The organism is Streptantibioticus parmotrematis (assembly GCF_019890615.1).
Taxonomy (GTDB): Bacteria; Actinomycetota; Actinomycetes; order Streptomycetales; family Streptomycetaceae; genus Streptantibioticus_D; species Streptantibioticus_D parmotrematis.
The window spans coordinates 39,156-61,311 of record NZ_JAINVZ010000031.1; the positions used below are offsets into that span (position 1 = coordinate 39,156).

At 72.6% G+C, this 22,156-nt stretch carries 21 protein-coding genes and 1 riboswitch; of the genes, 6 read left to right on the forward strand and 15 right to left on the reverse strand.

Going from position 1 to position 22,156, the window contains the following annotated elements; translation table 11 throughout:
* The first annotated feature begins 34 nt into the window (after positions 1-34).
* Entirely contained in the window at positions 35-1,084 is a 1,050-nt protein-coding gene (locus K7472_RS29300) for an adenosine deaminase (protein WP_222981748.1), read from the forward strand.
* 52 nt (positions 1,085-1,136) lie between these two features.
* On the opposite strand, the gene K7472_RS29305 is transcribed toward K7472_RS29300, so the two are convergent.
* Together K7472_RS29305 and K7472_RS29310 are read right to left on the reverse strand one after the other, a co-directional pair.
* Complete coding sequence (locus K7472_RS29305; RefSeq protein WP_222981749.1) at positions 1,137-1,616, reverse strand: hypothetical protein; 480 nt, start codon at positions 1,614-1,616, stop codon at positions 1,137-1,139.
* A 62-nt stretch (positions 1,617-1,678) separates the two neighbouring features.
* Positions 1,679-3,115, reverse strand: coding sequence for a gamma-aminobutyraldehyde dehydrogenase (locus tag K7472_RS29310; protein ID WP_222981750.1), 1,437 nt, complete (start codon positions 3,113-3,115; stop codon positions 1,679-1,681).
* Positions 3,116-3,315: 200 nt separating this feature from the next.
* Between K7472_RS29310 and K7472_RS29315 the strand changes: the two genes are divergently transcribed.
* The 4 genes from K7472_RS29315 to K7472_RS29330 all read left to right on the forward strand — a co-directional run bounded on the left by K7472_RS29315 (position 3,316) and on the right by K7472_RS29330 (position 7,313).
* Positions 3,316-3,822 (forward strand): Lrp/AsnC family transcriptional regulator, encoded by a 507-nt coding sequence (locus K7472_RS29315; RefSeq protein WP_222981751.1) that lies wholly within the window; start codon positions 3,316-3,318, stop codon positions 3,820-3,822.
* A gap of 2 nt (positions 3,823-3,824) precedes the next feature.
* Entirely contained in the window at positions 3,825-5,186 is a 1,362-nt protein-coding gene (locus K7472_RS29320; RefSeq protein WP_222981752.1) for an aspartate aminotransferase family protein, read from the forward strand.
* Positions 5,187-5,379: 193 nt separating this feature from the next.
* Positions 5,380-6,075 (forward strand): ABC transporter ATP-binding protein, encoded by a 696-nt coding sequence (locus tag K7472_RS29325; protein ID WP_222981753.1) that lies wholly within the window; start codon positions 5,380-5,382, stop codon positions 6,073-6,075.
* The gene (locus K7472_RS29330) at positions 6,069-7,313 is read left to right on the forward strand and encodes a hypothetical protein (RefSeq protein ID WP_222981754.1); all 1,245 of its coding nucleotides are present in this window, start codon (positions 6,069-6,071) and stop codon (positions 7,311-7,313) included. Before K7472_RS29325 ends, K7472_RS29330 begins: the two co-directional genes overlap by 7 nt.
* A gap of 124 nt (positions 7,314-7,437) precedes the next feature.
* On the opposite strand, the gene K7472_RS29335 is transcribed toward K7472_RS29330, so the two are convergent.
* The 9 genes from K7472_RS29335 to rpsB all read right to left on the reverse strand — a co-directional run bounded on the left by K7472_RS29335 (position 7,438) and on the right by rpsB (position 16,333).
* The gene (locus tag K7472_RS29335; RefSeq protein ID WP_222981755.1) at positions 7,438-8,202 is read right to left on the reverse strand and encodes an energy-coupling factor transporter transmembrane component T family protein; all 765 of its coding nucleotides are present in this window, start codon (positions 8,200-8,202) and stop codon (positions 7,438-7,440) included.
* The gene (locus K7472_RS29340) at positions 8,199-9,602 is read right to left on the reverse strand and encodes an ABC transporter ATP-binding protein (protein ID WP_222981757.1); all 1,404 of its coding nucleotides are present in this window, start codon (positions 9,600-9,602) and stop codon (positions 8,199-8,201) included. The genes K7472_RS29335 and K7472_RS29340 overlap by 4 nt, the downstream gene beginning before the upstream one ends.
* A 16-nt stretch (positions 9,603-9,618) precedes the next feature.
* Positions 9,619-10,218 (reverse strand): ECF transporter S component, encoded by a 600-nt coding sequence (locus K7472_RS29345; RefSeq protein WP_222981760.1) that lies wholly within the window; start codon positions 10,216-10,218, stop codon positions 9,619-9,621.
* Positions 10,212-10,333, reverse strand: a riboswitch (TPP riboswitch). (Overlaps the previous gene by 7 nt.)
* 125 nt (positions 10,334-10,458) lie before the next feature.
* Positions 10,459-11,565, reverse strand: coding sequence for a dual-specificity RNA methyltransferase RlmN (gene rlmN, locus K7472_RS29350; RefSeq protein WP_222981762.1), 1,107 nt, complete (start codon positions 11,563-11,565; stop codon positions 10,459-10,461).
* A gap of 114 nt (positions 11,566-11,679) precedes the next feature.
* On the reverse strand, positions 11,680-12,729 hold the full coding sequence (locus tag K7472_RS29355) for a phosphatidate cytidylyltransferase (protein ID WP_222981764.1): 1,050 nt from the start codon (positions 12,727-12,729) through the stop codon (positions 11,680-11,682).
* A complete protein-coding gene (frr, locus tag K7472_RS29360; RefSeq protein ID WP_222981779.1) occupies positions 12,729-13,286 on the reverse strand; it encodes a ribosome recycling factor in 558 nt (185 codons plus the stop codon). The genes K7472_RS29355 and frr overlap by 1 nt, the downstream gene beginning before the upstream one ends.
* Before the next feature lie 154 nt (positions 13,287-13,440).
* Complete coding sequence (gene pyrH / locus K7472_RS29365) at positions 13,441-14,223, reverse strand: UMP kinase (protein WP_222981766.1); 783 nt, start codon at positions 14,221-14,223, stop codon at positions 13,441-13,443.
* A 154-nt stretch (positions 14,224-14,377) separates the two neighbouring features.
* Positions 14,378-15,214, reverse strand: a complete 837-nt coding sequence (gene tsf, locus K7472_RS29370) for a translation elongation factor Ts (RefSeq protein ID WP_222981768.1) — start codon at positions 15,212-15,214, stop codon at positions 14,378-14,380.
* A 183-nt stretch (positions 15,215-15,397) separates the two neighbouring features.
* A complete protein-coding gene (rpsB, locus tag K7472_RS29375; RefSeq protein WP_222981770.1) occupies positions 15,398-16,333 on the reverse strand; it encodes a 30S ribosomal protein S2 in 936 nt (311 codons plus the stop codon).
* A 754-nt stretch (positions 16,334-17,087) separates the two neighbouring features.
* Here rpsB and K7472_RS29380 point away from each other — a divergent pair.
* Positions 17,088-17,801, forward strand: coding sequence for a murein hydrolase activator EnvC family protein (locus K7472_RS29380; RefSeq protein WP_308014139.1), 714 nt, complete (start codon positions 17,088-17,090; stop codon positions 17,799-17,801).
* Here the strand turns inward: K7472_RS29380 and K7472_RS29385 are convergent.
* From K7472_RS29385 to K7472_RS29400, 4 genes are all read right to left on the reverse strand, one after another.
* Positions 17,746-18,312 (reverse strand): TetR/AcrR family transcriptional regulator, encoded by a 567-nt coding sequence (locus K7472_RS29385; protein WP_222981782.1) that lies wholly within the window; start codon positions 18,310-18,312, stop codon positions 17,746-17,748. The genes K7472_RS29380 and K7472_RS29385 overlap by 56 nt on opposite strands.
* A gap of 58 nt (positions 18,313-18,370) precedes the next feature.
* The gene (gene whiG, locus K7472_RS29390) at positions 18,371-19,228 is read right to left on the reverse strand and encodes an RNA polymerase sigma factor WhiG (RefSeq protein ID WP_222981772.1); all 858 of its coding nucleotides are present in this window, start codon (positions 19,226-19,228) and stop codon (positions 18,371-18,373) included.
* Between the two features lie 278 nt (positions 19,229-19,506).
* Positions 19,507-20,724, reverse strand: coding sequence for a DNA-processing protein DprA (gene dprA, locus K7472_RS29395; protein WP_222981773.1), 1,218 nt, complete (start codon positions 20,722-20,724; stop codon positions 19,507-19,509).
* Positions 20,721-22,156 (reverse strand): YifB family Mg chelatase-like AAA ATPase (locus K7472_RS29400; RefSeq protein WP_222981774.1); only part of this gene is annotated, 1,436 nt, incomplete at its 5' end. The genes dprA and K7472_RS29400, both read right to left, overlap by 4 nt.

The following is a 22,156-nucleotide window of genomic DNA, read 5'->3' on the forward strand; positions in this document are numbered from 1 at the left end:
GATGAGCCGGACGACACGATCCCAGGAGGCCCGCATGACCGACAGCACCGCCGCACCCGGCGGCCCGGACCTCGGTGGGTTCATCGCCGGACTGCCCAAGGCGGAGCTGCACGTGCACCACGTGGGGTCGGCCTCCCCGCGCATCGTCGCCGAACTGGCCTCCCGCCACCCGGACTCCGCGGTGCCGGACGACCCGGACGCGCTGCGCGAGTACTTCACCTTCCGCGACTTCGCGCACTTCATCGACGTCTACCTGTCGGTGGTCGACCTGATCAGGGACGCGGAGGACGTGCGGCTGCTGACCTTCGAGGTCGCCCGCGACATGGCCCGCCAGCGGGTGCGCTACGCCGAGCTGACCATCACCCCGTACAGCTCGGTGCGGCGCGGCATCCCGGCGCAGGCGTTCATGGAGGCGATCGAGGACGCGCGCAAGGCCGCGGAGACCGAGTTCAGCACGGTGCTGCGCTGGTGCTTCGACATCCCGGGCGAGGCGGGGCTGGAGTCGGCCGAGGTCACCACGGAACTGGTGGAGCGCCACGCCCCTCAGGGGCTGGTCTCGTTCGGTCTGGGCGGTCCCGAGATCGGCGTGCCGCGCCCGCAGTTCAAGCCGTACTTCGACCGCGCCCGCGCCCTCGGCTTGCGCAGCGTGCCGCACTCGGGCGAGACGACGGGCCCGGAGTCGGTGTGGGACGCGTTGCGCGACCTGGGCGCCGAGCGCATCGGCCACGGCACCAGCGCGGTGCGCGACCCGCGTCTGCTGGCCCATCTCGCGGAGCACCGGATCCCGCTGGAGGTCTGCCCGACCTCGAACGTGGCGACGCGCGCGGTGGCGTCGCTGGAGGAGCACCCGATCCGTCAGATGGTCGACGCGGGCGTCCTGGTGACCGTCAACAGCGACGACCCGCCGATGTTCGGCACCGACCTCAACACGGAGTACGCGGTCGCCGCCCGGCTGCTGGACCTCGACGCCAAGGGCGTGGCGGACCTGGCGAAGAACGCGGTCGAGGCGTCCTTCCAGACGGAGGAGGCGAAGACCGCCCTGCGCGAGGAGATCGACGCGTACACGGCAGGCTGGACCGGCTGAGCGGCCGGGCCCCGGCGCGAGCACGCGTCCGCGCCCAGGCCGACAGGCCGTCTCACGCCGCCAGTTCGAAGCGTTCGAGGCGTTTGATCATGCGGTGGACCGCCAGCAGCGGGATGATGCCGAAGACGCCGAACGACATGTCGATCAGGGTCCAGCCGAACGGGATGCCGCGGATCGGGCCGCAGATCAGGGCGAGCGGGATGATGCCGACGCAGGCGATCATGCCGAACTCGATCACCCAGATGTTGCGCACCGGGTCGCGGTAGGGCCCGTAGAAGGCGACCGCGATGGCCAGGTGCGCGAAGGCGAGCCAGTCGGTGCCGTACAGGACGAACGGATAGCGCGCGTCGGTGGCGACCAGGCCCAACCGGCAGGTGTGGATCCAGTGCGCGACCAGCGGCAGGTGCATCCCGTCCAGCCAGCGCACCTCGTGCACCAGCGGGAAGGCCGTGGCGCCGCTGAGCACCAGGCACACCACGAAGACGACGAGCCAGATCCGGATGCGGCGCAGCAGCGCCTCGCTTCCCCCCATGTCCGCGCACCCTACGCCCGGGCCCCGGACGTGGTGCGTCCGGGGCCCGGGGCGGTGTCACCTCACGCGTCGAGCGACGTCATCACGTGCTTGACGCGGGTGTAGTCCTCGAAGCCGTACGCCGACAGGTCCTTGCCGTAGCCGGACTTCTTGAAGCCGCCGTGCGGCATCTCGGCGACCAGCGGGATGTGGGTGTTGATCCACACGCAGCCGAAGTCGAGCTTCTTCGACATCCGCATGGCGCGGCCGTGGTTCTTGGTCCACACCGAGGACGCCAGCGCGTAGTCGACGCCGTTGGCCCACTCGACGGCCTGGTCCTCGTCGGCGAAGGACTGCACGGTGATGACGGGGCCGAAGACCTCGTTCTGGATGATCTCGTCGTCCTGCTTCAGGCCCGACACGACGGTCGGCGCGAAGAAGTAGCCCTTCTCGCCCACCCGGTGGCCGCCGGTCTGCACCTTGGCGTGCGACGGCAGCCGCTCGATGAAGCCGGTGACCTGCTTCAGCTGGTTGGCGTTGTTCAGCGGCCCGTACAGCACGTCCTCGTCGTCCGGCTGCCCGGTCTTCGTGTCGGCCGCGGCCTTGGTCAGGGCGGCGACGAACTCGTCGTGGATCGACTCGTGGACCAGCACGCGGGTGGCCGCCGTACAGTCCTGGCCGGCGTTGAAGAAGCCCGCCACCGAGATGTCCTCGACGGCCTTGGGGATGTCGACGTCCTCGAAGACCACGACCGGGGCCTTGCCGCCCAGTTCCAGGTGGACCCGCTTGAGGTCCTTCGAGGCGGTCTCGGCGACCTGCATGCCGGCTCGTACCGAACCGGTGATGGAGGCCATCGCGGGGGTGTGGTGCTCGACCATCAGGCGGCCGGTGTCGCGGTCGCCGCAGACGACGTTGAAGACGCCCTTGGGCACCACGTCGCCGATGATCTCCGCGAGCAGCGCGGTGGACGCCGGAGTGGTGTCGGACGGCTTGAGCACGACGGTGTTGCCCGCGGCCAGGGCCGGGGCGAACTTCCACACCGCCATCATCATCGGGTAGTTCCACGGCGCGACCTGCGCGCACACGCCCACCGGCTCGCGGCGCACGAAGGAGGTCAGGCCCTCCATGTACTCGCCGCCGGACTTGCCCTCCAGCAGCCGGGCCGCACCGGCGAAGAAGCGGATCTGGTCGACCATCGGCGGGATCTCCTCGGACCGCGTCAGGCCGATGGGCTTGCCGGTGTTCTCGCTCTCGGCGGCGATCAGTTCCTCGGCGCGCTCCTCGATCGCGTCGGCGATCTTCAGCAGCGCCTTCTGCCGCTCGGCCGGGGTGGTGTCGCGCCAGGCCGGGAAGGCCGCGGCGGCGGCCGCCATGGCGGCGTCCACGTCGGCGGCTGCGGACAGCGGGGCCGTGGCGTACGCCTCGCCGGTGGCGGGGTTGACGACGTCGGTGGTGCGCCCGTCGGCGGCGTCGCGGAACTCTCCGTCGATGTAGTTACGCAGAGTACGGAGCTCGCTCACTGCCTTCTCCTGTCCTGTGTCCTGATGTCCTGAAGTGCGGTACCGGCTGTCCGGTGTCCGGTGTGTGAGACACCTCCCACCCTAGTCGCTGGACCACCGTATTCGACATACCCGACACCGCCAAACAATGGAATCGGTACTTTCGCGATCGCTTTACGACGGATTTCATCGCGAAGGGCTTGCCAAGGTGACGAGTCCTCGTGCAGAGTGACCCCGTGGCCACTCGTACACCCGAACCGAAAGACCGCAGCGGCGGCACACCGGTGATCGACTCCGTCTCCAAGGCGATCATCGAGCAGCTGCAGGAGGACGGTCGCCGCCCCTACGCAGCCATCGGCAAGGCGGTCGGCCTGTCGGAGGCAGCCGTCCGGCAGCGCGTCCAGAAGCTGCTCGATCACGGCGTAATGCAGATCGTCGCCGTGACCGACCCGCTGACCGTGGGCTTCCGGCGCCAGGCGATGGTGGGCATTACCGTCGAAGGCGACATCGAGCCCGTTTCGGACGCGCTGGCCGAGATGGGCGAGGTGGAGTACGTCGTCGTCACCGCGGGATCCTTCGATCTGCTGATCGAGATCGTCTGCGAGGACGACGACCACCTCCTGGAGATGATCAACAAGCGGATCCGCACGCTGCCCGGCGTGCGGTCCACCGAGAGCTTCGTCTACCTCAAGCTCCGGAAGCAGACCTACACCTGGGGAACCAGATAGCCATGAGCGCGGACCTCTCGAAGAGCGCGTACGACCACCTGTGGATGCATTTCACCCGCATGTCGTCGTACGAGAACGCCCCTGTGCCGACCATCGTGCGCGGTGAGGGCACCTACATCTACGACAGCAACGGCAGGAAGTACCTCGACGGCCTCGCGGGCCTGTTCGTGGTCCAGGCCGGACACGGACGCCAGGAACTGGCCGAGGTCGCCGCCAAGCAGGCGTCGGAACTGGCCTTCTTCCCCATCTGGTCGTACGCCCACCCCAAGGCCGTCGAACTGGCCGAGCGGCTGGCCGAGTACGCGCCGGGCGACCTCAACAAGGTCTTCTTCACCACCGGCGGCGGCGAGGCCGTCGAGACCGCGTGGAAGCTGGCCAAGCAGTACCACAAGCTCACGGGCAACCACACCAAGTACAAGGTGATCTCGCGCGCCGTCGCCTACCACGGCACCCCGCAGGGCGCGCTGTCCATCACCGGTCTGCCCGCGCTCAAGGCGCCGTTCGAGCCGCTGGTCCCCGGCGCGCACAAGGTGCCCAACACCAACATCTACCGGGCGCCGATCCACGGTGACGACCCGGAGGCGTTCGGCCGCTGGGCCGCCGACCAGATCGAGCAGGAGATCCTCTTCGAGGGCCCGGAGACGGTCGCCGCCGTCTTCCTGGAGCCGGTGCAGAACGCCGGCGGCTGCTTCCCGCCGCCGCCCGGGTACTTCCAGCGGGTCCGCGAGATCTGCGACCAGTACGACGTGCTGCTCGTCTCCGACGAGGTCATCTGCGCCTTCGGCCGCCTCGGCACGATGTTCGCCTGCGACAAGTTCGGCTACGTGCCCGACATCATCACCTGCGCCAAGGGCATGACGTCCGGTTACTCGCCGATCGGCGCCGCGATCGTCTCCGACCGGATCGCCGAGCCGTTCTACAAGCAGGACAACACCTTCCTGCACGGCTACACCTTCGGTGGCCACCCGGTCTCCGCGGCGGTGGCGCTGGCCAACCTCGACCTGTTCGAGCGCGAAGGCCTCAACAAGCACGTCCTGGACAACGAGTCGGCGTTCCTCGGCACGCTGGGCAAGCTGCACGACCTGCCGATCGTCGGCGACGTGCGCGGCAACGGCTTCTTCTACGGCATCGAGCTGGTGAAGGACAAGGCCACCAAGGAGACCTTCTCCGACGAGGAGTGCGAGCGCCTGCTGTACGGCTTCGTCTCCAAGAAGCTCTTCGAGAACGGCCTGTACTGCCGGGCGGACGACCGCGGCGACCCGGTCATCCAGCTCTCCCCGCCGCTGATCTCCGACCAGTCGACCTTCGACGAGATCGAGCAGATCATCCGCGGCGTGCTCACGGAGGCCTGGACCAAGCTGTGATCCGGGCCGGGTCCGCGGGGTGGTCAGGACGGTGATCCGGCCTGCGTCCGGGCGGTGATCCGGACACTCCCGACGCGGAGTGAGCGGTCGTGATCCACCCGTGTCCCCTCGCGTGACAGAATCCCCCTCGCCTCGTTCAACGAGGCGAGGGGGATTTCGTTTTGTGCGATGAGACGCAGCGGAGGTGGTCGGCATGGAGACGCCGCCGGACAACGACGTGTTGTGGGGGCGCTCGCTGCGCCACGCGCACGAGGGCTCACCCGCGCTGCTCGGTGTCTCGCTGGGCGTGCGCGACGGGGAGATCCTCGCCGTCGCCGGGCCGCGCGGCTCGGGCAAGACCACGCTGCTGCGCTGCCTGTCCGGGCAACTGGTCCCGGACGAGGGCGAGGTGTGGTTCAACAGCGCGCCCGTCCACACCCTGCGCCGGGCCGCCCGCGAGCGGCTGCGCCGGGAGCGCTTCGGCTGGATCGACCCGTCGCCGCGCCTCGTTCCGGAGCTGACGGCCCGTGAGAACGCGGCGCTGCCCCTGCTGTTGACCGGAGCCTCGCACCGGGCCGCGCGGCAGGCCGCCCAGGAGTGGCTGGAGCGGCTGGACGTCGGGGAGTGCGCCCGCACGCGGCCGGCCGGACTGACCCAGGCGCAGCGCCAGCGGGTGGCGATCGCGCGGGCGCTGGTCACCGTGCCCGAGGTGGTCTTCGCCGACGAGCCGACCGCCGCGCTGCACCGCGCCGACCACGCGCAGGTGCTGCGGACGCTGACCACGGCGGCGCGTTCGCACGGCATCACGATGCTGCTGGCGACGCACGACAGCGGTGTCGCGGAGTTCGCCGACCGCACGGTCGCGCTGGTCGACGGCCGGCGCACGGCGCCGGAGGGTGCACTGTGCTGAAGGAGTCGCGGGCGGACGCCCGTGAGACGGAGCCGGACGAGCCCGAGGTCCCGCGGTCCGAGATCGCCGGGTCCGAGGTCCCGGAGGCCGACGAGGCCGGCGGGAGAACCGAGCCGGGGGCCGGTCCTGCCGCCGATCCGGCCGTCGTGGTGCCGGGTGGACTGCTGCCCAGCGGCGTGGCGTTGCGGCTGGCGCTGCGCGGTGGTGTCGCCGGGGCCCTGATGCGCTGTGTCCTGGCCACGGCCGCGGCAGGCGTGACGTTCCTGCTGCTGGCCGCGCTGGGTCAGGCCCTGCGGCATCCGCACCATCTGGCCGCCGGGGCCGAGCGGTTGGCGTGGTGTGCGCCGCCGCTGGTCGCCACGGTGTGGCTCGCGGTCGTCTCCGCCCGGGGCCGTGCCGGGTCCCCGGCCGCCGACGCCCTCGCCGCGATCGGCGTGGGCCCCTCCCGGCTGCCGCGGATACTCGCCGCGCAGGTGATGTGGACCTGCCTGCTGGGCAGCGTGGTGGCGTGGGGGACGTTCCTGCGGCTGCGCCACGCGCTGGCCGGTACGGCGGCGCTGCCGGTCGCGGGCGTGGTGACGCTGCTGCTGGTCGTGCCGCTGACCGCGGGCGCGGTCTGCCTGACCGCGCTGCGGTTCCGGCTGTCGACTCGTCCGCTGCCGTGGGGCCTGGCGCCGGCCGTCGCGGGGCTGGCGTGCGCCTGGTGGGGTCGCCACGCGAAGGCGTCGGTGCCGCTGCCGGGCGGCTCGCGTGACATGGCGCCCGCGGTGCTGGCCGGATGGGCTTTGGCGTGCGCCGGTGTGGTGGCGTGCGCGCCCTGGCTGGTGGCGCTGGCCGGACGCGCGCTGGCGTCGTGGCGGCCGGGGCCGGTGCGCCTGCTCGCGGGCCGCGCGCTGCGCACCGACGCGCGCCGGGTGGCCGCCGCGGTGGCCTGGCCAGCGGCCGTCCTGGCGCTGGTCCCGGCCGCGTTCCGGCTGCACGCGGGCCATCGCCCCGGAGCGTTCACGCTGCTGGGGGCGGCGGTCGTGCTGGGGGCGGCCGGATGCGCGGCGGTGGCGTCGGCGGCGCGGGCCCGCACGAACGGCTCCGCGACGCGGCGTACCCTGGCCGGGCTCGGCGCCTCGCGGTCGGTGCTGGTCAGGGTGGCCGTCGTGCGCGCGGTGGTGGTGATCGGGGTGGCCGCGCTGGCGGCGGCGCCGGTGAGCTGGCTGCTGGACGGAGTGCTGCGGCTGCGCTGAGGCGGCGCGGCGCCCCGCGGGGGACGCCTCAGCCGTACGCGCCACGCACCAGACGGATGAGCCGTGCCCAGTCGTACGCGCCGCCCTCAGCCGTACGAGCCGTGCCTCACGTACGAGCCGCGCCTCACGAGAACAGCGGGCTGAACGCCCCCGTCAGCACGCTCACCGTCAGCGCGGCCGCCGCGATCCCGGCCGCCGCCGCGATCAGTGCCGCGTCCGCGCCCACGAACCGCTGCGTGCGCGCGGAGGTGCGCGGGATGCCGGAGTCGAAGCCGCGCGCGTCCATCGCCGACGCCAGCCGCGTACCGCGCCGGATCGCGCCGACCAGCAGCGTGAACGACGCCGACGCCAGCAGCCGCAGCCTCGCCAGCGGATTGCGGCCCGCGTCGATCCCCCGGGCCCGGCGCGCGAGGCCGATCAACCGCCACTCCTGGCCCAGCAGCGGCACCAGGCGCCAGGCGGCCAGCGTGCCGATGGCGAAGCGCGGGGAGACCCGGGCGTTCTGCACGAGGGCGTCGGCGAGGTCGGTGGGGTCGGTGGTGGCGAAGACGATGACGCCGGGCAGCGCCACCGCGTACAGCCGCAGCACCAGAGCGAGCGCCGAGGTGACGACGTGCTGGCGGTCGGCGGCGAACAGCAGCAGGGTGACGACCGCGCCCAGCACGCTGACCGCCATCGGCCAGGTGCGCCGCGCGAGCGCCCGGTAGCGGATGCCGAAGAACGGGACGACGGCGAGTTCGACGGCGAGCGCGACCGCGGGGCCCACCGGGTCCAGGCTCACGACCAGGGCGAGTGCGAGGACGGCGGCGGCCACCAGCTTGGCGACCGGGTTGCGGCGGGCCAGCGGCGCGGCCGGGTCGGCGATCGGCGCGGTACGGCTGAAGCTCATGCGGACATCACCGACTCCCGTGCCGCGAGCGGCAGTTCGCGGGCGCCCAGCGCGGCCCGGAAGTCCGTGTCGTGGGTGACGGCGACGATCCCGTGCCCGTCGTCCCGCAACGCCGCCAGCAGGCCCACGAGTTCGCTCCAGGTGCGCCGGTCCTGGCCGAAGGTCGGCTCGTCCAGCACCAGCAGCCGGGGCGCCGCCGCGAGCGCGGTGGCCACCGACAGCCTGCGCCGCTCACCGCCGGACAGCGTGTGCGGGTTGGCCTCGGCGAGCGCGTCCAGCCGCAGCCGGACCAGGAGTTCGTCGGCCCTGGCGGGGTCGGCGGCGCCGAGGGTGAGTTCGTCGCGCACCTTCGGGGTGACGAACTGGTGCTCCGGGTTCTGGAAGACCGAGCCGATGCGGTGGGCCAGCGCCCGCGCCCGCCACTTGTGCGGCGGCTTGCCCGCGTCCGCCCCGGCCAGCGCGGGCGTGGCGGCGACGCGTCCGCCGCCGGGAGCGAGCAGGCCGCCGAGCAGCAGGGCCAGGGTGGACTTGCCCGCGCCGTTGGGCCCGACCACGGCCAGCGCCTCGGCGGCGCGCACGGTCACCTCCAGCCCGTCGAGGACCGGGGCGTACGTGAGCGCCTCGGCGCGCAGCAGTTCCTCACCGGGGCCGGTCCGCGCGGGGTGGGCGCTCGGTGGCAGCCCCGGCACCCACACGCCGTCCTCCGCCAGCTCCCGCCCGTACCGCGCGAAGATCCGCTCGGGCGGGCCGTCGGCGCGGATGCCGCCGCCGGGCTCCAGGACCACGACGCGGTCGAGCATGCCGGTCAGTTCGGCGACCCGGTGCTCCACGACGATCTGCGTGGTCTCCTCGATGCCGCCGAGCACCTCCCGCACCAGCGCGGCGCCCACCGGGTCGAGGTTGGCGGTCGGTTCGTCGAGCAGCAGCAGTCCCGGCCGGGTGACGAGGGCGCCCGCGATGGCGAGCCGCTGCTGTTCGCCGCCGGACAGCGCGCTGGTGGCCCGGCCGGGCCCGTACGGGAAGCCGACGCGGCGCAGCGCGGCGTCGACCAGTTCCGGGATGCGATCCGGCGGCGTGCCGCGGTTCTCCAGGCCGAACGCGACGTCGTCACCGGCGCGTTCCATCACCAGTTGCGACTGGGGGTCCTGGAAGACGATGCCGACGTGGTCGCGGGCCTCGCGCGGGTCGCGGCCGTCGACCTCGATGACGCCCTCGCGCTCCCCCGACTCCGGCGGCAGCAGCCCGGCGAGTGCGGCCAGCAGCGTGGACTTGCCCGCGCCCGACGGGCCGAGCAGCGCGACGCGTTCGCCGTGGTCGATGTCGAGGTCGACGCCGCGCACCGCCCAGCGGCGGCGCCCGGCGTGCCGGTGGCCGAAGCCGCGCAGGCGGACGGTGCTCATGCGGCGCCCGGGCCGGTCAGACCGCGGCGCGTTCGCGGCCGGACGGGAAGGGGTCGAGCGCGCCGGTCTGCGCGAGGGACTTGGTCAGCGCGAGGCTGCCGAGCCCGGCGATCACGGCGGAGCTGGCGACGACGATGGCCGCGTACGCGATCTGCCACCCGGTGGAGTTGGACGCGTAGTACAGCGCGTTGTCCAGCAGCGAGGCGGCGACCCCGGCGAGCGCGCCGCCGATCACCGCGGTCGGCCAGCGCCAGACCCGGTAGGCGGTGAAGGCGAAGCCGAACTCGCCCGCCATGCCCTGGGCGACCCCGTACAGCAGGGTGACCAGGCCCCACGGCGAGCCGAAGAGGGTGGCGACGGAGGCGGCGACGACCTCGCAGAAGATGCCCGCGCCGGGCTTGCGGATCACCAGCGGCCCGAGGACGGCGGGGATCAGCCAGACGCCGTAGATGACGGCGCGGCCGGGCAGCGGGATGGCGCTGGCGACGCCGTCCCACAGCGAGTTCCAGGCCCAGAAGATGACGCCGAAGGCGGCGCCGATGACGGCGGCCACGACGATGTCCACGGTCCGCCAGCGGTTGCTGGGCGCGTTCGTGGGCGCGTTGGCGGTGCTCATGTGCGATGACTCCCTACGCCGGCATGACCCGGATCAGGTGCGAGGGTCTGCGGCCCACCGCCGTCTTCCGGCGGCACCGCACTCTCAGCGCGTACGCGCTCCCCTGTCGGAATGGTCGTACGACCTGAACGTTCGTACGGGTCCTACGATATAGCAGCCGTGATGGCCGGCGTGATGCCCGCAGCGTGGCCGCCGTGGTGGCCGTCGTCGTGGCCGCCGTGGTGGCCGGAACCCGCTCCGTCAGCGCTCCGCCGCCGCGAGCTGGCCGCAGGCGCCGTCGATCTCCTGGCCGCGGGTGTCGCGCACCGTCACCGGGACGCCGTGCGCCTCCAGCGCGCGCACGAACGCCTTCTCGTCCTCGGGCCGCGACGCGGTCCACTTCGAGCCGGGCGTGGGGTTGAGCGGGATCAGGTTGACGTGCACCCGGTGGCCCTTGAGCAGCCGCCCCAGCAGGTCGGCCCGCCACGCCTGGTCGTTGATGTCCTTGATCAGCGCGTACTCGATGGAGATGCGGCGGCCGGAGACCTCGGCGTAGTGCCAGGCGGCGTCCAGCACCTCGCGGACCTTCCAGCGAGTGTTGACCGGCACCAGGGTGTCGCGCAGCTCGTCGTCCGGCGCGTGCAGCGACACCGCGAGGCGGCACTTGAGCCCCTCGTCGGCGAACCGCAGCATCGCCGGGACCAGCCCGACCGTGGAGACCGTGATGCCGCGCTGCGACAGGCCGAGGCCGTCCGGCTCGGGGTCGGTCAGGCGGCGGATCGCGCCGAGGACGCGGTTGTAGTTGGCCAGCGGCTCGCCCATGCCCATGAAGACGATGTTGCTCAGCCGGGCCGGGCCGCCGGGGATCTCGCCGTCGCGCAGCGAGCGCATGCCGGCGACGATCTGGTGGACGATCTCCGCGGTGGACAGGTTGCGGGTGAGCCCCGCCTGCCCGGTCGCGCAGAACGGGCAGTTCATGCCGCAGCCCGCCTGCGAGCTGATGCACATCGTGACCCGGTCCGGGTAGCGCATCAGCACGGATTCGACCAGCGTCCCGTCGAACAGCCGCCACAGCGTCTTGCGGGTGGTGTCGTTGTCGCAGGAGACGTTGCGCACGACGCTCATCAGCTCGGGCAGCAGGTCCGCGGCGAGCTTCTCGCGCGCGGCGGCCGGGATGTCGGTCCAGGCCGCCGGGTCGTCCGCGTAGCGCGCGAAGTAGTGCTGCGACAGCTGCTTGGCGCGGAACGGCTTCTCGCCGAGCGCGGCGACCGCCTCACGGCGCTCGGCGGGCGCGAGGTCGGCGAGGTGCCGCGGGGGCTTCTTGGCACCGCGGGGCGTGACGAAAGTGAGTTCTCCGGGCTTAGGCATGGCTGTACCAGTGTCGCAGACGAACGGGGTGGGCCCGTCCGCGTGGATTCCCGGGCCCGGCCGCTACGTGTCCCGGCCGCTCAGCAGGATGCGGCGGCCGGGAGGCACGAGGGGTCAGCTCGCCCCGACGAAGATCACCAGCAGCAGCCAGACCACCGGGGCCGTGGGCAGCAGGGAGTCCAGGCGGTCCATGATGCCGCCGTGGCCGGGCAGCAGCGTGCCCATGTCCTTGATGCCGAGGTCCCGCTTGATCATCGACTCGCCCAGGTCGCCCAGCGTGGCGCTGGCGGCCACCGCGAGGCCCAGCAGCAGGCCCTGCCACCACTGCCCGCCGTCGATCAGGTACCGCATCGACAGCGCGCCCGCCACCATCGCGAAGGTGGCCGCGCCGACCAGGCCCTCGCGGGTCTTGCCGGGGCTGATGCGCGGCGCCAGCTTGTGCTTGCCGAAACGCCAGCCGACCGCGTACGCGCCGGTGTCGCTGACCACCGTCAGCAGCAGGAAGACGAAGACCCGCCAGGGCCCGTCGTGCGCGGCGAGCATCATCACCACGAACGTCGCCAGGAACGGCACGTAGAACGCGGCGAAGACGCCCGCGGTGACGTCCTTGAGGTAGTCCTCCGGCGGCTTGGCCATCCGCCAGACCAGCACCGCCAGCACCGTGAGCGCCATGGCGATCCAGGCGCCCTCGGCGGCCTTCAGATAGCCCGCGATCACCATCGCCGCGCCGCCCGCCGCCAGCGGGACCAGCGGCGCGTGGATGCCCTTGCGCTCGGTCAGGCGGCTGGTCAGCTCCCACAGGCCGACCACGACGGCGACCACCACGACGCCGACGAAGACCGCCTTGACGACGAACAGCGCCGCGACGATGACCGCGCCCAGGCCGACGCCGACCCCTATGGCCGCGCCGAGGTCGCGTCCCGCGCTCTTGCGGGCGCCGTCCTTACGGGCACCGGCCCGGTGGCCCTGGCCGGCGTCACCGCGGCCGCCGTCCTGACCCGGGCTGTCGTCCGGTACTGGTGGCATGGGTCGAGTCTGCGCCGCGGGACCGCCGTCGTACGAGGGACCCGCCGGGACCGGCGCGCCCTCGAAGGCGGCAGGCGTCCGCTCGGGGGCTCCCTGCCAGCCGGCGCCCGGCGGCGCCCCCCGTGAAGAGTCGTTCATCAGACCTCGAGCAGCTCGGCTTCCTTGTGCTTGAGCAGCTCGTCGACCTGAGCCACGTACTTGTCGGTGGTGTCCTGGAGGTCCTTCTCCGCGCGGCGCACCTCGTCCTCACCGGCCTCGCTGTCCTTGACGAGCTTGTCCAGCGTCTCCTTGGCCTTGCGACGCACGCTGCGGATCGAGACCCGGGCGTCCTCCGCCTTGCCCTTGGCGACCTTGATGAACTGCTTGCGGCGCTCCTCGGTCAGCTCGGGGAACACCACCCGGATGATGTGGCCGTCGTTGGACGGGTTGACGCCCAGGTCGGAGTCGCGGATCGCGGTCTCGATGGCCCGCAGCGCGGTCTTGTCGAACGGGGTCACCACGGCCATCCGCGGCTCCGGCACCGAGAACGACGCCATCTGGTTGATCGGCGTCATGGTGCCGTAGTACTCGGCCACGATCTTGTTGAACATCGCCGGGTGCGCACGGCCGGTGCGGATCGCGGCGAAGTCCTCCTTGGCGACCACGACGGCCTTCTCCATCTTCTCCTCGGCCTCGAGGAGGGTCTCTTCGATCACCATCTGCTCCTGGTCTTCTGATCGTCGTGCGCTTCGGGAATCTCGCCGTCGCTGCCTGTTCACCGCACGGTGTCGGACCGGCGGCGGGTTGTCCATCCCCGTGACGGGCTGTTCGCCGTGCCGGGGTGGTCACGCCCGCGAGGGGCGGTCGTGCTCAGTCCCGGGTGCCGTGGTCACTCACCAGCGTGCCGATCTTCTCACCCTTCACGGCGCGGGCGATGTTGCCCTCGGCGAGCAGTTCGAAGACGAGGATCGGCAGGCTGTTGTCGCGGCACAGGGTGATCGCGGTGGCGTCCGCGACCTTCAGGTCCCGGGCGAGCACCTCGTCGTACTCCAGGGCGTCGAACTTGACCGCGTCGGGGTTGAGCTTGGGGTCGGCGTCGTAGACCCCGTCGACGCCGTTCTTGCCCATGAGGATCATCTCGGCGTGGATCTCCAGGGCACGCTGCGCGGCGGTGGTGTCGGTGGAGAAGTACGGCATGCCCATGCCCGCGCCGAAGATCACGACGCGGCCCTTCTCCAGGTGCCGCACGGCGCGCAGCGGGATGTAGGGCTCGGCGACCTGGCCCATGGTGATGGCGGTCTGCACCCGGGTGTCGATGCCCTCCTTCTCCAGGAAGTCCTGGAGGGCGAGGCAGTTCATGACGATGCCGAGCATGCCCATGTAGTCGGAGCGGGCGCGGTCCATGCCGCGCTGCTGGAGTTCGGCACCGCGGAAGAAGTTGCCGCCGCCGATCACGATGGCGATCTGGGTGCCGCCGCGCACCACCGCCGCGATCTCCCGGGCGATCTTGTGCACGACGTCGGGGTCGACGCCGAGGCTGCCGCCGCCGAACGCCTCGCCGGACAGCTTGAGCAGGAACCGGCGGGCGCTGCCGTCGCCGCCCTTGCGGTGCGGATCCGCGGTCGTGTCGTCGGGGCGGGCGTCCTGATCCATGGGTCTCTCCTCGTGCACGTACGAAGGAGGCCATTGCCGGGGGTACTCGACGGTTCCCTCTGCGGCAATGGCCTCCTCGTCACAACTGCGGCCGGCCGGCGAGCGGCCGACCGCGTACGACCCTAGCCGGGTCGTCGGTCATTCGCTGCCGGGCTCAGACGCCGACGCGGAAGCGCGCGAAGCTCTTCAGCGTGACGCCGGCCTCTTCCAGCACCTTGGCGACGGTCTTCTTGTTGTCCTTGGCGAACGCCTGGTCGAGCAGGACGTTCTCCTTGAAGAAGCCGGTGACGCGGCCCTCGACGATCTTCGGCAGGGCGCCCTCGGGCTTGCCCTCCTCGCGGGCGGTGGCCTCGGCGACGCGGCGCTCGTTCTCCACCGTCTCGGCCGGGATCTCGTCGCGGGTGAGGAACTTCGGCGCGAACGCGGCGATGTGCTGCGCCACGTCCTTGGCGACCTGCGCGTCCTCCTTGTCGAGCGCGACCAGCACGCCGACCTGCGGGGGCAGGTCCGGGCTGGTGCGGTGCAGGTAGGAGGAGACGAAGCCGTCGGCGAACTGCGCGAAGCGGCTCAGCACGATCTTCTCGCCGAGGGTGGCGTTGGCCTCGTCGACGTACGCCTGGACGGTCTTGCCGGCCTCGATCTCGGAGGCGAGCAGGGCGTCGAGGTCGGCCGGCTCGGCGGCGGCGACGTGCTTCGCGATGGCCTCGGCGACGGCGACGAACTTCTCGCCCTTGGCGACGAAGTCGGTCTCGCAGTTCAGCTCGACGAGGACGCCGGAGGTGTTGTCGTCCGCGATGAGGGAGACGACGGCACCGTTGGAGGCGTTGCGGCCCTCACGCTTGGCGACGCCCTTCTGGCCCTTGACGCGGAGGATCTCGACGGCCTTGTCGACGTTGCCCTCGGCCTCGTCCAGCGCCTTCTTGCAGTCCATCATGCCGGCGCCGGTCAGCTCGCGGAGCTTCTTGACGTCGGCGGCGGTGAAGTTCGCCATGGTCCCTGGAATCTCTTCTCGAAAAGTCGGGGGTCTACCGGTGTACGGCGGGGGCCGGACTCTTGTCGAGCCCGCCCCCCGTCGTGTTCAGCCCTGGTGGGCCGGGTTCGGCCCTGGCGGCCGGACGCGGCCCTGACGGGCGCGCTCGCGCGGCGGCCCCTCAGGGCCGCACGGCGCGGCGACTCAGGCGTTCTCGCCCGCCTCGGTGGCCTCAGGAGCCTCGGTGGCCTCGGGGGCCTCCGCGGCCGGAGCCTGCTCGGCGGCGGGCGCCTCAGCGGCGGCCGGAGCCTCGGTGGCGGGCGCCTCGGCGGCGGCCGGAGCCTCGGCAGCGGTCTCCTCGGACTTGGCCTTCTCGCCCTCGAGCAGGTCGCGCTCCCACTCGGCCAGCGGCTCGGACGGGGCGGCCTTGGCGTCACCGGTGGCGGCACCGGAGCGGGCGATCAGGCCCTCGGCGGCGGCGTCGGCGATGACCCGGGTGAGCAGGGTGACGGAGCGGATCGCGTCGTCGTTGCCCGGGATCTTGTAGTCGACCTCGTCGGGGTCGCAGTTGGTGTCGAGGATCGCGACGACCGGGATGCGCAGCTTGCGCGCCTCGCCGACGGCGATGTGCTCCTTCTTGGTGTCCACGATCCAGACGGCGCTGGGCACCTTCTGCATGTCGCGGATACCGCCGAGGGTCTTCTCGAGCTTGTTCTTCTCGCGCTCGAGGACCAGGAGCTCCTTCTTGGTGAGGCCGGAGGCGGCCACGTCCGTGAAGTCGATCTCCTCGAGCTCCTTCAGGCGCTGCAGGCGCTTGTAGACGGTCGAGAAGTTGGTGAGCATGCCGCCCAGCCAGCGCTGGTTGACGTACGGCATGCCGACCCGGGTCGCCTGCTCGGCGATGGCCTCCTGGGCCTGCTTCTTGGTGCCGACGAAGAGGACGGAACCGCCGTGGGCGACGGTCTCCTTGACGAACTCGTAGGCACGGTCGATGTACGACAGCGACTGGAGCAGGTCGATGATGTAGATGCCGTTGCGCTCGGTGAAGATGAAGCGCTTCATCTTCGGGTTCCAGCGGCGGGTCTGGTGCCCGAAGTGGACGCCGCTCTCCAGCAGCTCCCGCATCGTGACGACGGCCATGGCCGTACTCCTTGGGTACTCGGTTCCGCGGACGCCGGGCGGCGGCCGCGCCTGACGCCCCGGCGCGCCGTGCCGCGGAAGGCGCTGCGCTTGGGGCTCAGCGCGCGCGGGCTGCGCCGGGCGCTGCTCACGCGGGTCTTCCGAGGACCGAGGGACGCGGCCTCCGAACTCGCCTCCCGGGAAGGGCGGCGGTACGGCGGAGGCGGGGCGTGCGAAGTCGACCCGGTGGCCCGGGTCGCCAGGGAAAGTGTACGGGACCTGGAAGGTGCTGGGCGACACGGGTTTCGCCCCCTGCGGGGGCGGTCTACGGGACGGGGTTGCGGGGGCGGGCAGGGTTGCGGGCGGGGTTGCAGGGGGCAGCGGCCGGCTGGGCGGTGCGGGGGCGGGTGAGCCTTGCGGGGAGGGACGGGGTCGCAGGGAGGCGGCGACTGGCTGGAAGTGTGGGGGCGAGCGGGCTCGCGAGAGCCGGCGGCTGTCGGGAGCAGGGGCGCGCGCTGCCAGGGACGGAGACGTTCGGGTGCGTTGGGGTGCGCTGGGGGCGGGCGGTGCGCGTGTGGGTGAGCGGGTTGTCCACAGGTGGGCGGGGGTCCACAGGATGCGACCATGATCATCTGGGCGGCGCCGGGCGCGGGACCGTGGGCTCATGTGGCAGCGACGAGCAGTGGACGACGGAGCGCGGCACCCGCGGCGGACTCCCTCGCGACGACGGCGAGGGACCTGGCGGGGCGCCCTGCTGATACTGGGTGTGCTCCTGATGTACGTGTACGCCTACGCGCCGGGGCGCGCGGTGGCGGACGCGGTGCCCGGAGGCGAGGGAGCGCGCGCCTGGCCGGTGACAGGACCGCACGGGGAGCGCGAGCCGCCTCCCGTGCTGCGCGGGTTCGAACCTCCCCCCGCGCCGTGGGCCCCGGGCCACCGCGGTGTCGACCTGGGCGCCCCGCCCGGCACCGCCGTACGCTCCGCCGCCCCCGGTGAAGTGACGTTCGCCGGAGTGATCGCGGGGCGGGGCGTGGTCACCGTCCAGCTGTCCGGTTCCGGCGAACCTCCGCTGCGCACCACCTACGAACCGCTGCGCCCGGCCGTCCGCCCCGGCGACCGCGTCACCGCAGGGCAGGACATCGGCACGCTGGGCCCGGGGCCGTTCCACTGCCCGGCGGGGTGTCTGCACTGGGGACTGCTGCGGGGCGATCAGTACCTCGACCCGCTCTCCCTGATCCCGCCCGCCTTGCGCCGCCTGGGCCCGTCCCGCCTGCTGCCGATCCGTGGCGTCCCGCCTCCGGGTGTGGCGACGCCCGCCACGGTCGCCGCGCAGGCCCGACGGGAACCGACGGCGTGGGCGGGCAGTGCGGCCGGCTGGAGCGCGGGCGCGGCCGGGGTGGCAGTCGCCGTGCTGACGGTGGCGGGCGCCCGGTTCAGGAACGCCGCGGGTCCACCCCGTGCAGGGCCATGGAGACGGCGGCCTCGGTGATGCGGTCGGGGTCCTCGGCGGCGCCCAGTTCGATGCGGCGGACGGCGGCGTCGACCACGCCCTGCAACAGCATCGCGGTCAGCCGGGGCTCGGCGTGGCCGAGGGCGGCGAGGGCTTCGACGACCATGGCGATCAGGCCGCCGTGAGCGGCGCGGATCTTCTCGCGGGCGCCGGAGTCGAGTTCACCGGCCGAGATGGCGACGACGGCGCGGTGCCTGCGGTCGCCGACCAGCGCGAGCTGGGTGCGCACGTACGCCTCGATCTTGGCGGCGGCGGTGTCCGCCGCACCCATGGCCGCCTCCACCTCGGCGACCCAGACGGGGAAGTCGACGGCGCACAGCTCTTCGACGACCGCGGCGCGGGAACGGAAGTACTCGTAGACGGAGGACCGCGCGAGCCCGGTGCGTTCGGCGAGCGCCGGGAAGGTCAGCGCGTCCGTGCCGCCCTCGGTCAGCAGGGTGCGCGCGGCGTCCAGCAGGGCGGCGCGCTGCATCGTCCGGTGCTCGGCCACGGAGGCCGCTCGAATCCTTGGCACCCCTCCACTGTACGGACCGGGCCTGTGCCGGGGGTCAGCAGCGTCCGACGTCCGCGAGTTTCGCCCGCAGCTGCAGTATCGACTTGGTGTGGATCTGGCTGACCCGGCTCTCGGTCACACCGAGGACCTGCCCGATCTCGGCGAGGGTGAGGCCTTCGTAGTAGTAGAGGGTGACCACCGTCTTCTCGCGTTCGGGCAGGGTGTTGACGGCGCGGGCGAGCAGGCGGCGCAGTTCGCGGTCCTCGGCGATCTCGACGGGGTTGTCGGCCGCCCGGTCCTCCAGGGTGTCGATGAGACTGAGCCGGTCGCCGCCCTCGGTGCTGACGTGCAGGAGTTCCTCGAGCGCGACGACGTTGGCCAGGGAGAGCTGGCCGAAGATGGTGTGCAGGTCCTCGACACCGATGTCCATCTCGGCTGCGACCTCGGGCTCGGTGGGCGTGCGGTGGTAGCGCGCTTCGAGGGTGGCGTAGGCGCGCTCGACGGCGCGGGCCTTCTGGCGGACCGAGCGGGGGATCCAGTCCAGCGCCCGCAGTTCGTCGATCATGGCGCCGCGGATGCGGGTGATGGCGTAGGTCTCGAACTTGATGGAGCGTTCCGGTTCGAACTTCTCGATGGCGTCGATGAGCCCGAAGACCCCGGAGGAGACGAAGTCGGCCTGCTCGACGCTGGACGGCAGCCCGACGCTCACGCGCCCGGCGACGTACTTGACCAGCGGCGAGTAGTGAAGGATGAGCTGCTCGCGCAACCGTGCTTCGCCGGTGTCCTTGTAGGAGCGCCACAGTTCGTCCAGGGCGCTGGGGGCCGTGGGGGCGGCGGTCCGTACGCGCAGGCGAGTTCCGTGGTCTTCGGTCGTCGCTGTCGCGCGGTCAGGCCCGGAGGTGTGCTGGGGCATGCGTCGCCTTTGAGCCGTTCTGCCGTGACATAGGTGGGGGGGTGAGGCTGGGGTATGCGCGAGCGTAGCGTGACCCGGCCGTCGCACAGTGCTACGACGTTCGGGTGAGTCCGCCGCAGATACGTTCCGCCGTGTGGCAGGCAGGACGGAAGGCCGCTCCGCCCGTCCCTGCCCTCGGCTGCTGCGTATTAAAGCGTTTTGGGGCCACTCCCCTAACCTCGCCATCGGATCGCTCCAGGTCAAGAACCGTCCTGTCACCTGATGGTGTGTTGACCGGGTCACCGGATCCGCGTGTTGTCACCTCCGTTCCGCGCCGATCGTCGGAGCTGCGGGGGCGTCAGTCGCCAGTGCGGGCCGTCGCGTTCGACGAATCCGAGGGCGTGCAACTCGTGCAGGCGGCCGGTGGTCTCGTCGAGCCCGAGGCCGGCGTCGCGGGCGATCTGTTCGGCGGTCGCGGTGCGGCGGCGGCCGGGCAGCGCTTCGAGTACCGCGGCGGCGGCCGGGCCGAGCAGGTCCCTCGGCAGCACCGGGCCGTGGCGCGGGGGCGCGAGGTCCTCCCCGATGGTGCCGACCAGTTCGATGACCTCGGGCGCGTCGGTCACCAACTGGGCTTCTGCGCGCAACAGTTCGTGCACGCCCGCGGAGAGCGTCGAGGTGACCGGGCCGGGGACACCCATGACCACCCTGCCCAGTTGACGCGCCCAGCGGGCGGTGACCAGGGAACCGCTGCGCAGTTGGGCCTCCACCACGACCGTGCCGCGGGTGAGCGCCGCGATGACGCGGTTGCGCAGCACGAAGCGGCTCCGGGTGGGGTGGTCGCCCGGGGGCAACTCGGCGACGACCAGACCCTGTTGGGTGACGCGCCGCAGCAGTTCGGCGTGGCCGGCCGGGTAGGGCACGTCGACGCCGCAGGCGAGCACGGCCGCGGTCGCCCCGCCCGCTGCCAGGGCGCCCCGGTGCGCGGCGGCGTCGATGCCGTAGGCCGCGCCCGAGACGACGGTCCAGCCCGCCTCGGCGAGGTCGGCGGCAAGGGTGGCGGCGACGTGGCTGCCGTAGGCGCCGCAGGCCCGGGCCCCGACGAGCGCGACGGAGCGCAGCGCCCACATCCGCAGGCTCGGCCGACCGCACACCCACAGGCCGATCGGCCGCTGGTCGCCGAGGTCGTCGAGCTGGGTGGGCCACTCCTCGTCGCCGGGGCAGACGAACCTGCCGCCCAGGTCGTGGATGACCTGGAGGTCGGCGTCGGGGCGCACCCGGGTGCCGCGGACGCGGTATCCGGCGGCCCTGCGGTCGGAGACGCCGGGCAGCTCGTCCTGTCCGGTCAGCATGGCCAGGGTCTCCACCGGCCCGCGGCGTCGCAGCCAGCGGCCGACCGCCTCGTCGCCGGGCTCGGCGATCCTGGTGAGCGCGGCGCGGGCACGGCGTTCCTCGTCGCCGAGGCGTGCAGGGGCGTCGGGGGGCTCGGTGGTGTGCGCGGGCGCGGTCGGGATGGTCATGACGCGCTCCCCACGCCCACCGGGACGCCTCGGTAGACGCCGGTGCGCAGTTCCAACGCCTGCCCGACGTCGTCCAGTTCGGGGCGGTCGTGTCCGGCCAGGTCGGCGACGGTCCAGGCGACCCGCAGGACCCGGTCGAGCCCTCGCGCGGTGAGCCGGCCACGTTCCATCTCGCGTTCCACGTCCCGTATCGCTCCGCGGGCGGTCTGCCAGCGGGTGCGCAGTTCGTGGCCGGGGACCTCGCTGTTAGTGGTCCAAGGGTGGCCCTCGTAGCGGGCGGCGGCCCGGAGCCGTGCGGCCCGCACCCGGGCGCCGACGACGGCGGTGGTCTCGTTGTCACCGGCGGCGTCGAGCAGTTCGCCACGACTGACCGGGTCCACGGTGACGCGCAGGTCCACCCGGTCCAGCAGGGGGCCCGACAGCCGTGACTGGTAGCGGCGGACCGCGCTCGGCTGGCAGTCGCACCCGCCGCCGACCATGCCGTGCCGACCGCACGGACACGGGTTGGAGGCGAGGACGAGCAGGAAGCGGGCGGGCAGCCGCATGACGCCGGCGGCTCTGGCGACGACGACGTGGCCCGACTCCAGCGGCTGGCGGAGGGCTTCGAGCACCTGGGTGGTGAATTCCGGCGCCTCGTCCAGGAAGAGCACGCCGCGGTGGGCGAGGGAGATCGCACCGGGGCGGGGCAGTCCGGTGCCGCCGCCGATGACGGCGGGCATGGTCGCGGAGTGGTGCGGCGCGCAGTAGGGCGCCGTGCCGATGAGCGGCTTGCCCGCCGGGAGGATGCCCGCGACGGAGTGGACCGCGGTGACCTCCAGCGCCTCCTGCGGGGTGAGCGGCGGCAGCAGACCGGCGAGGCGTTCGGCGAGCATGGTCTTGCCCGCGCCGGGCGGACCGGTCAGGTGGAGGTGGTGGCCGCCCGCCGCGGCGACCTCCAGGGCCTTGCGGGCGAGGCGCTGGCCCGCGACGTCGGCCAGGTCGGGGGCGGGACCGCGCGCCGGGCCGAACGTGCCGGGCGGGGCCAGTCCCGCGCCCATCGGGTCGGGCCGGTCGTCGTCGAGCGGCTCCTCGTCGGGGACGGGCTCGTCGTTGAGCACGGCGATCAGCTGGCGCAGGCTGCGGATGCCGAGGACGGCGACGCCCGGGACTAGGGCGGCCTCGGCCGCGGTGCGCTCGGGGACCACGACGTGGCGGTATCCGGCGTCGGCGGCGGCGAGGACGGCGGGCAGGATGCCACGGACCGGGCGGACCCGGCCGTCGAGTCCGAGTTCGCCGATGACCATGAGGTCGGCGATGGCGTCGGGCGCCACGCGTTCGGCGGCGCCGAGGGTGGCCAGAGCGATGCCGAGATCGAACCCGCTACCGGACTTCGGCACGGCGGCCGGGCTCAGGCCCACGGTGAGCTTCTTCTGCGGCCAGGTCTCCCCACTGT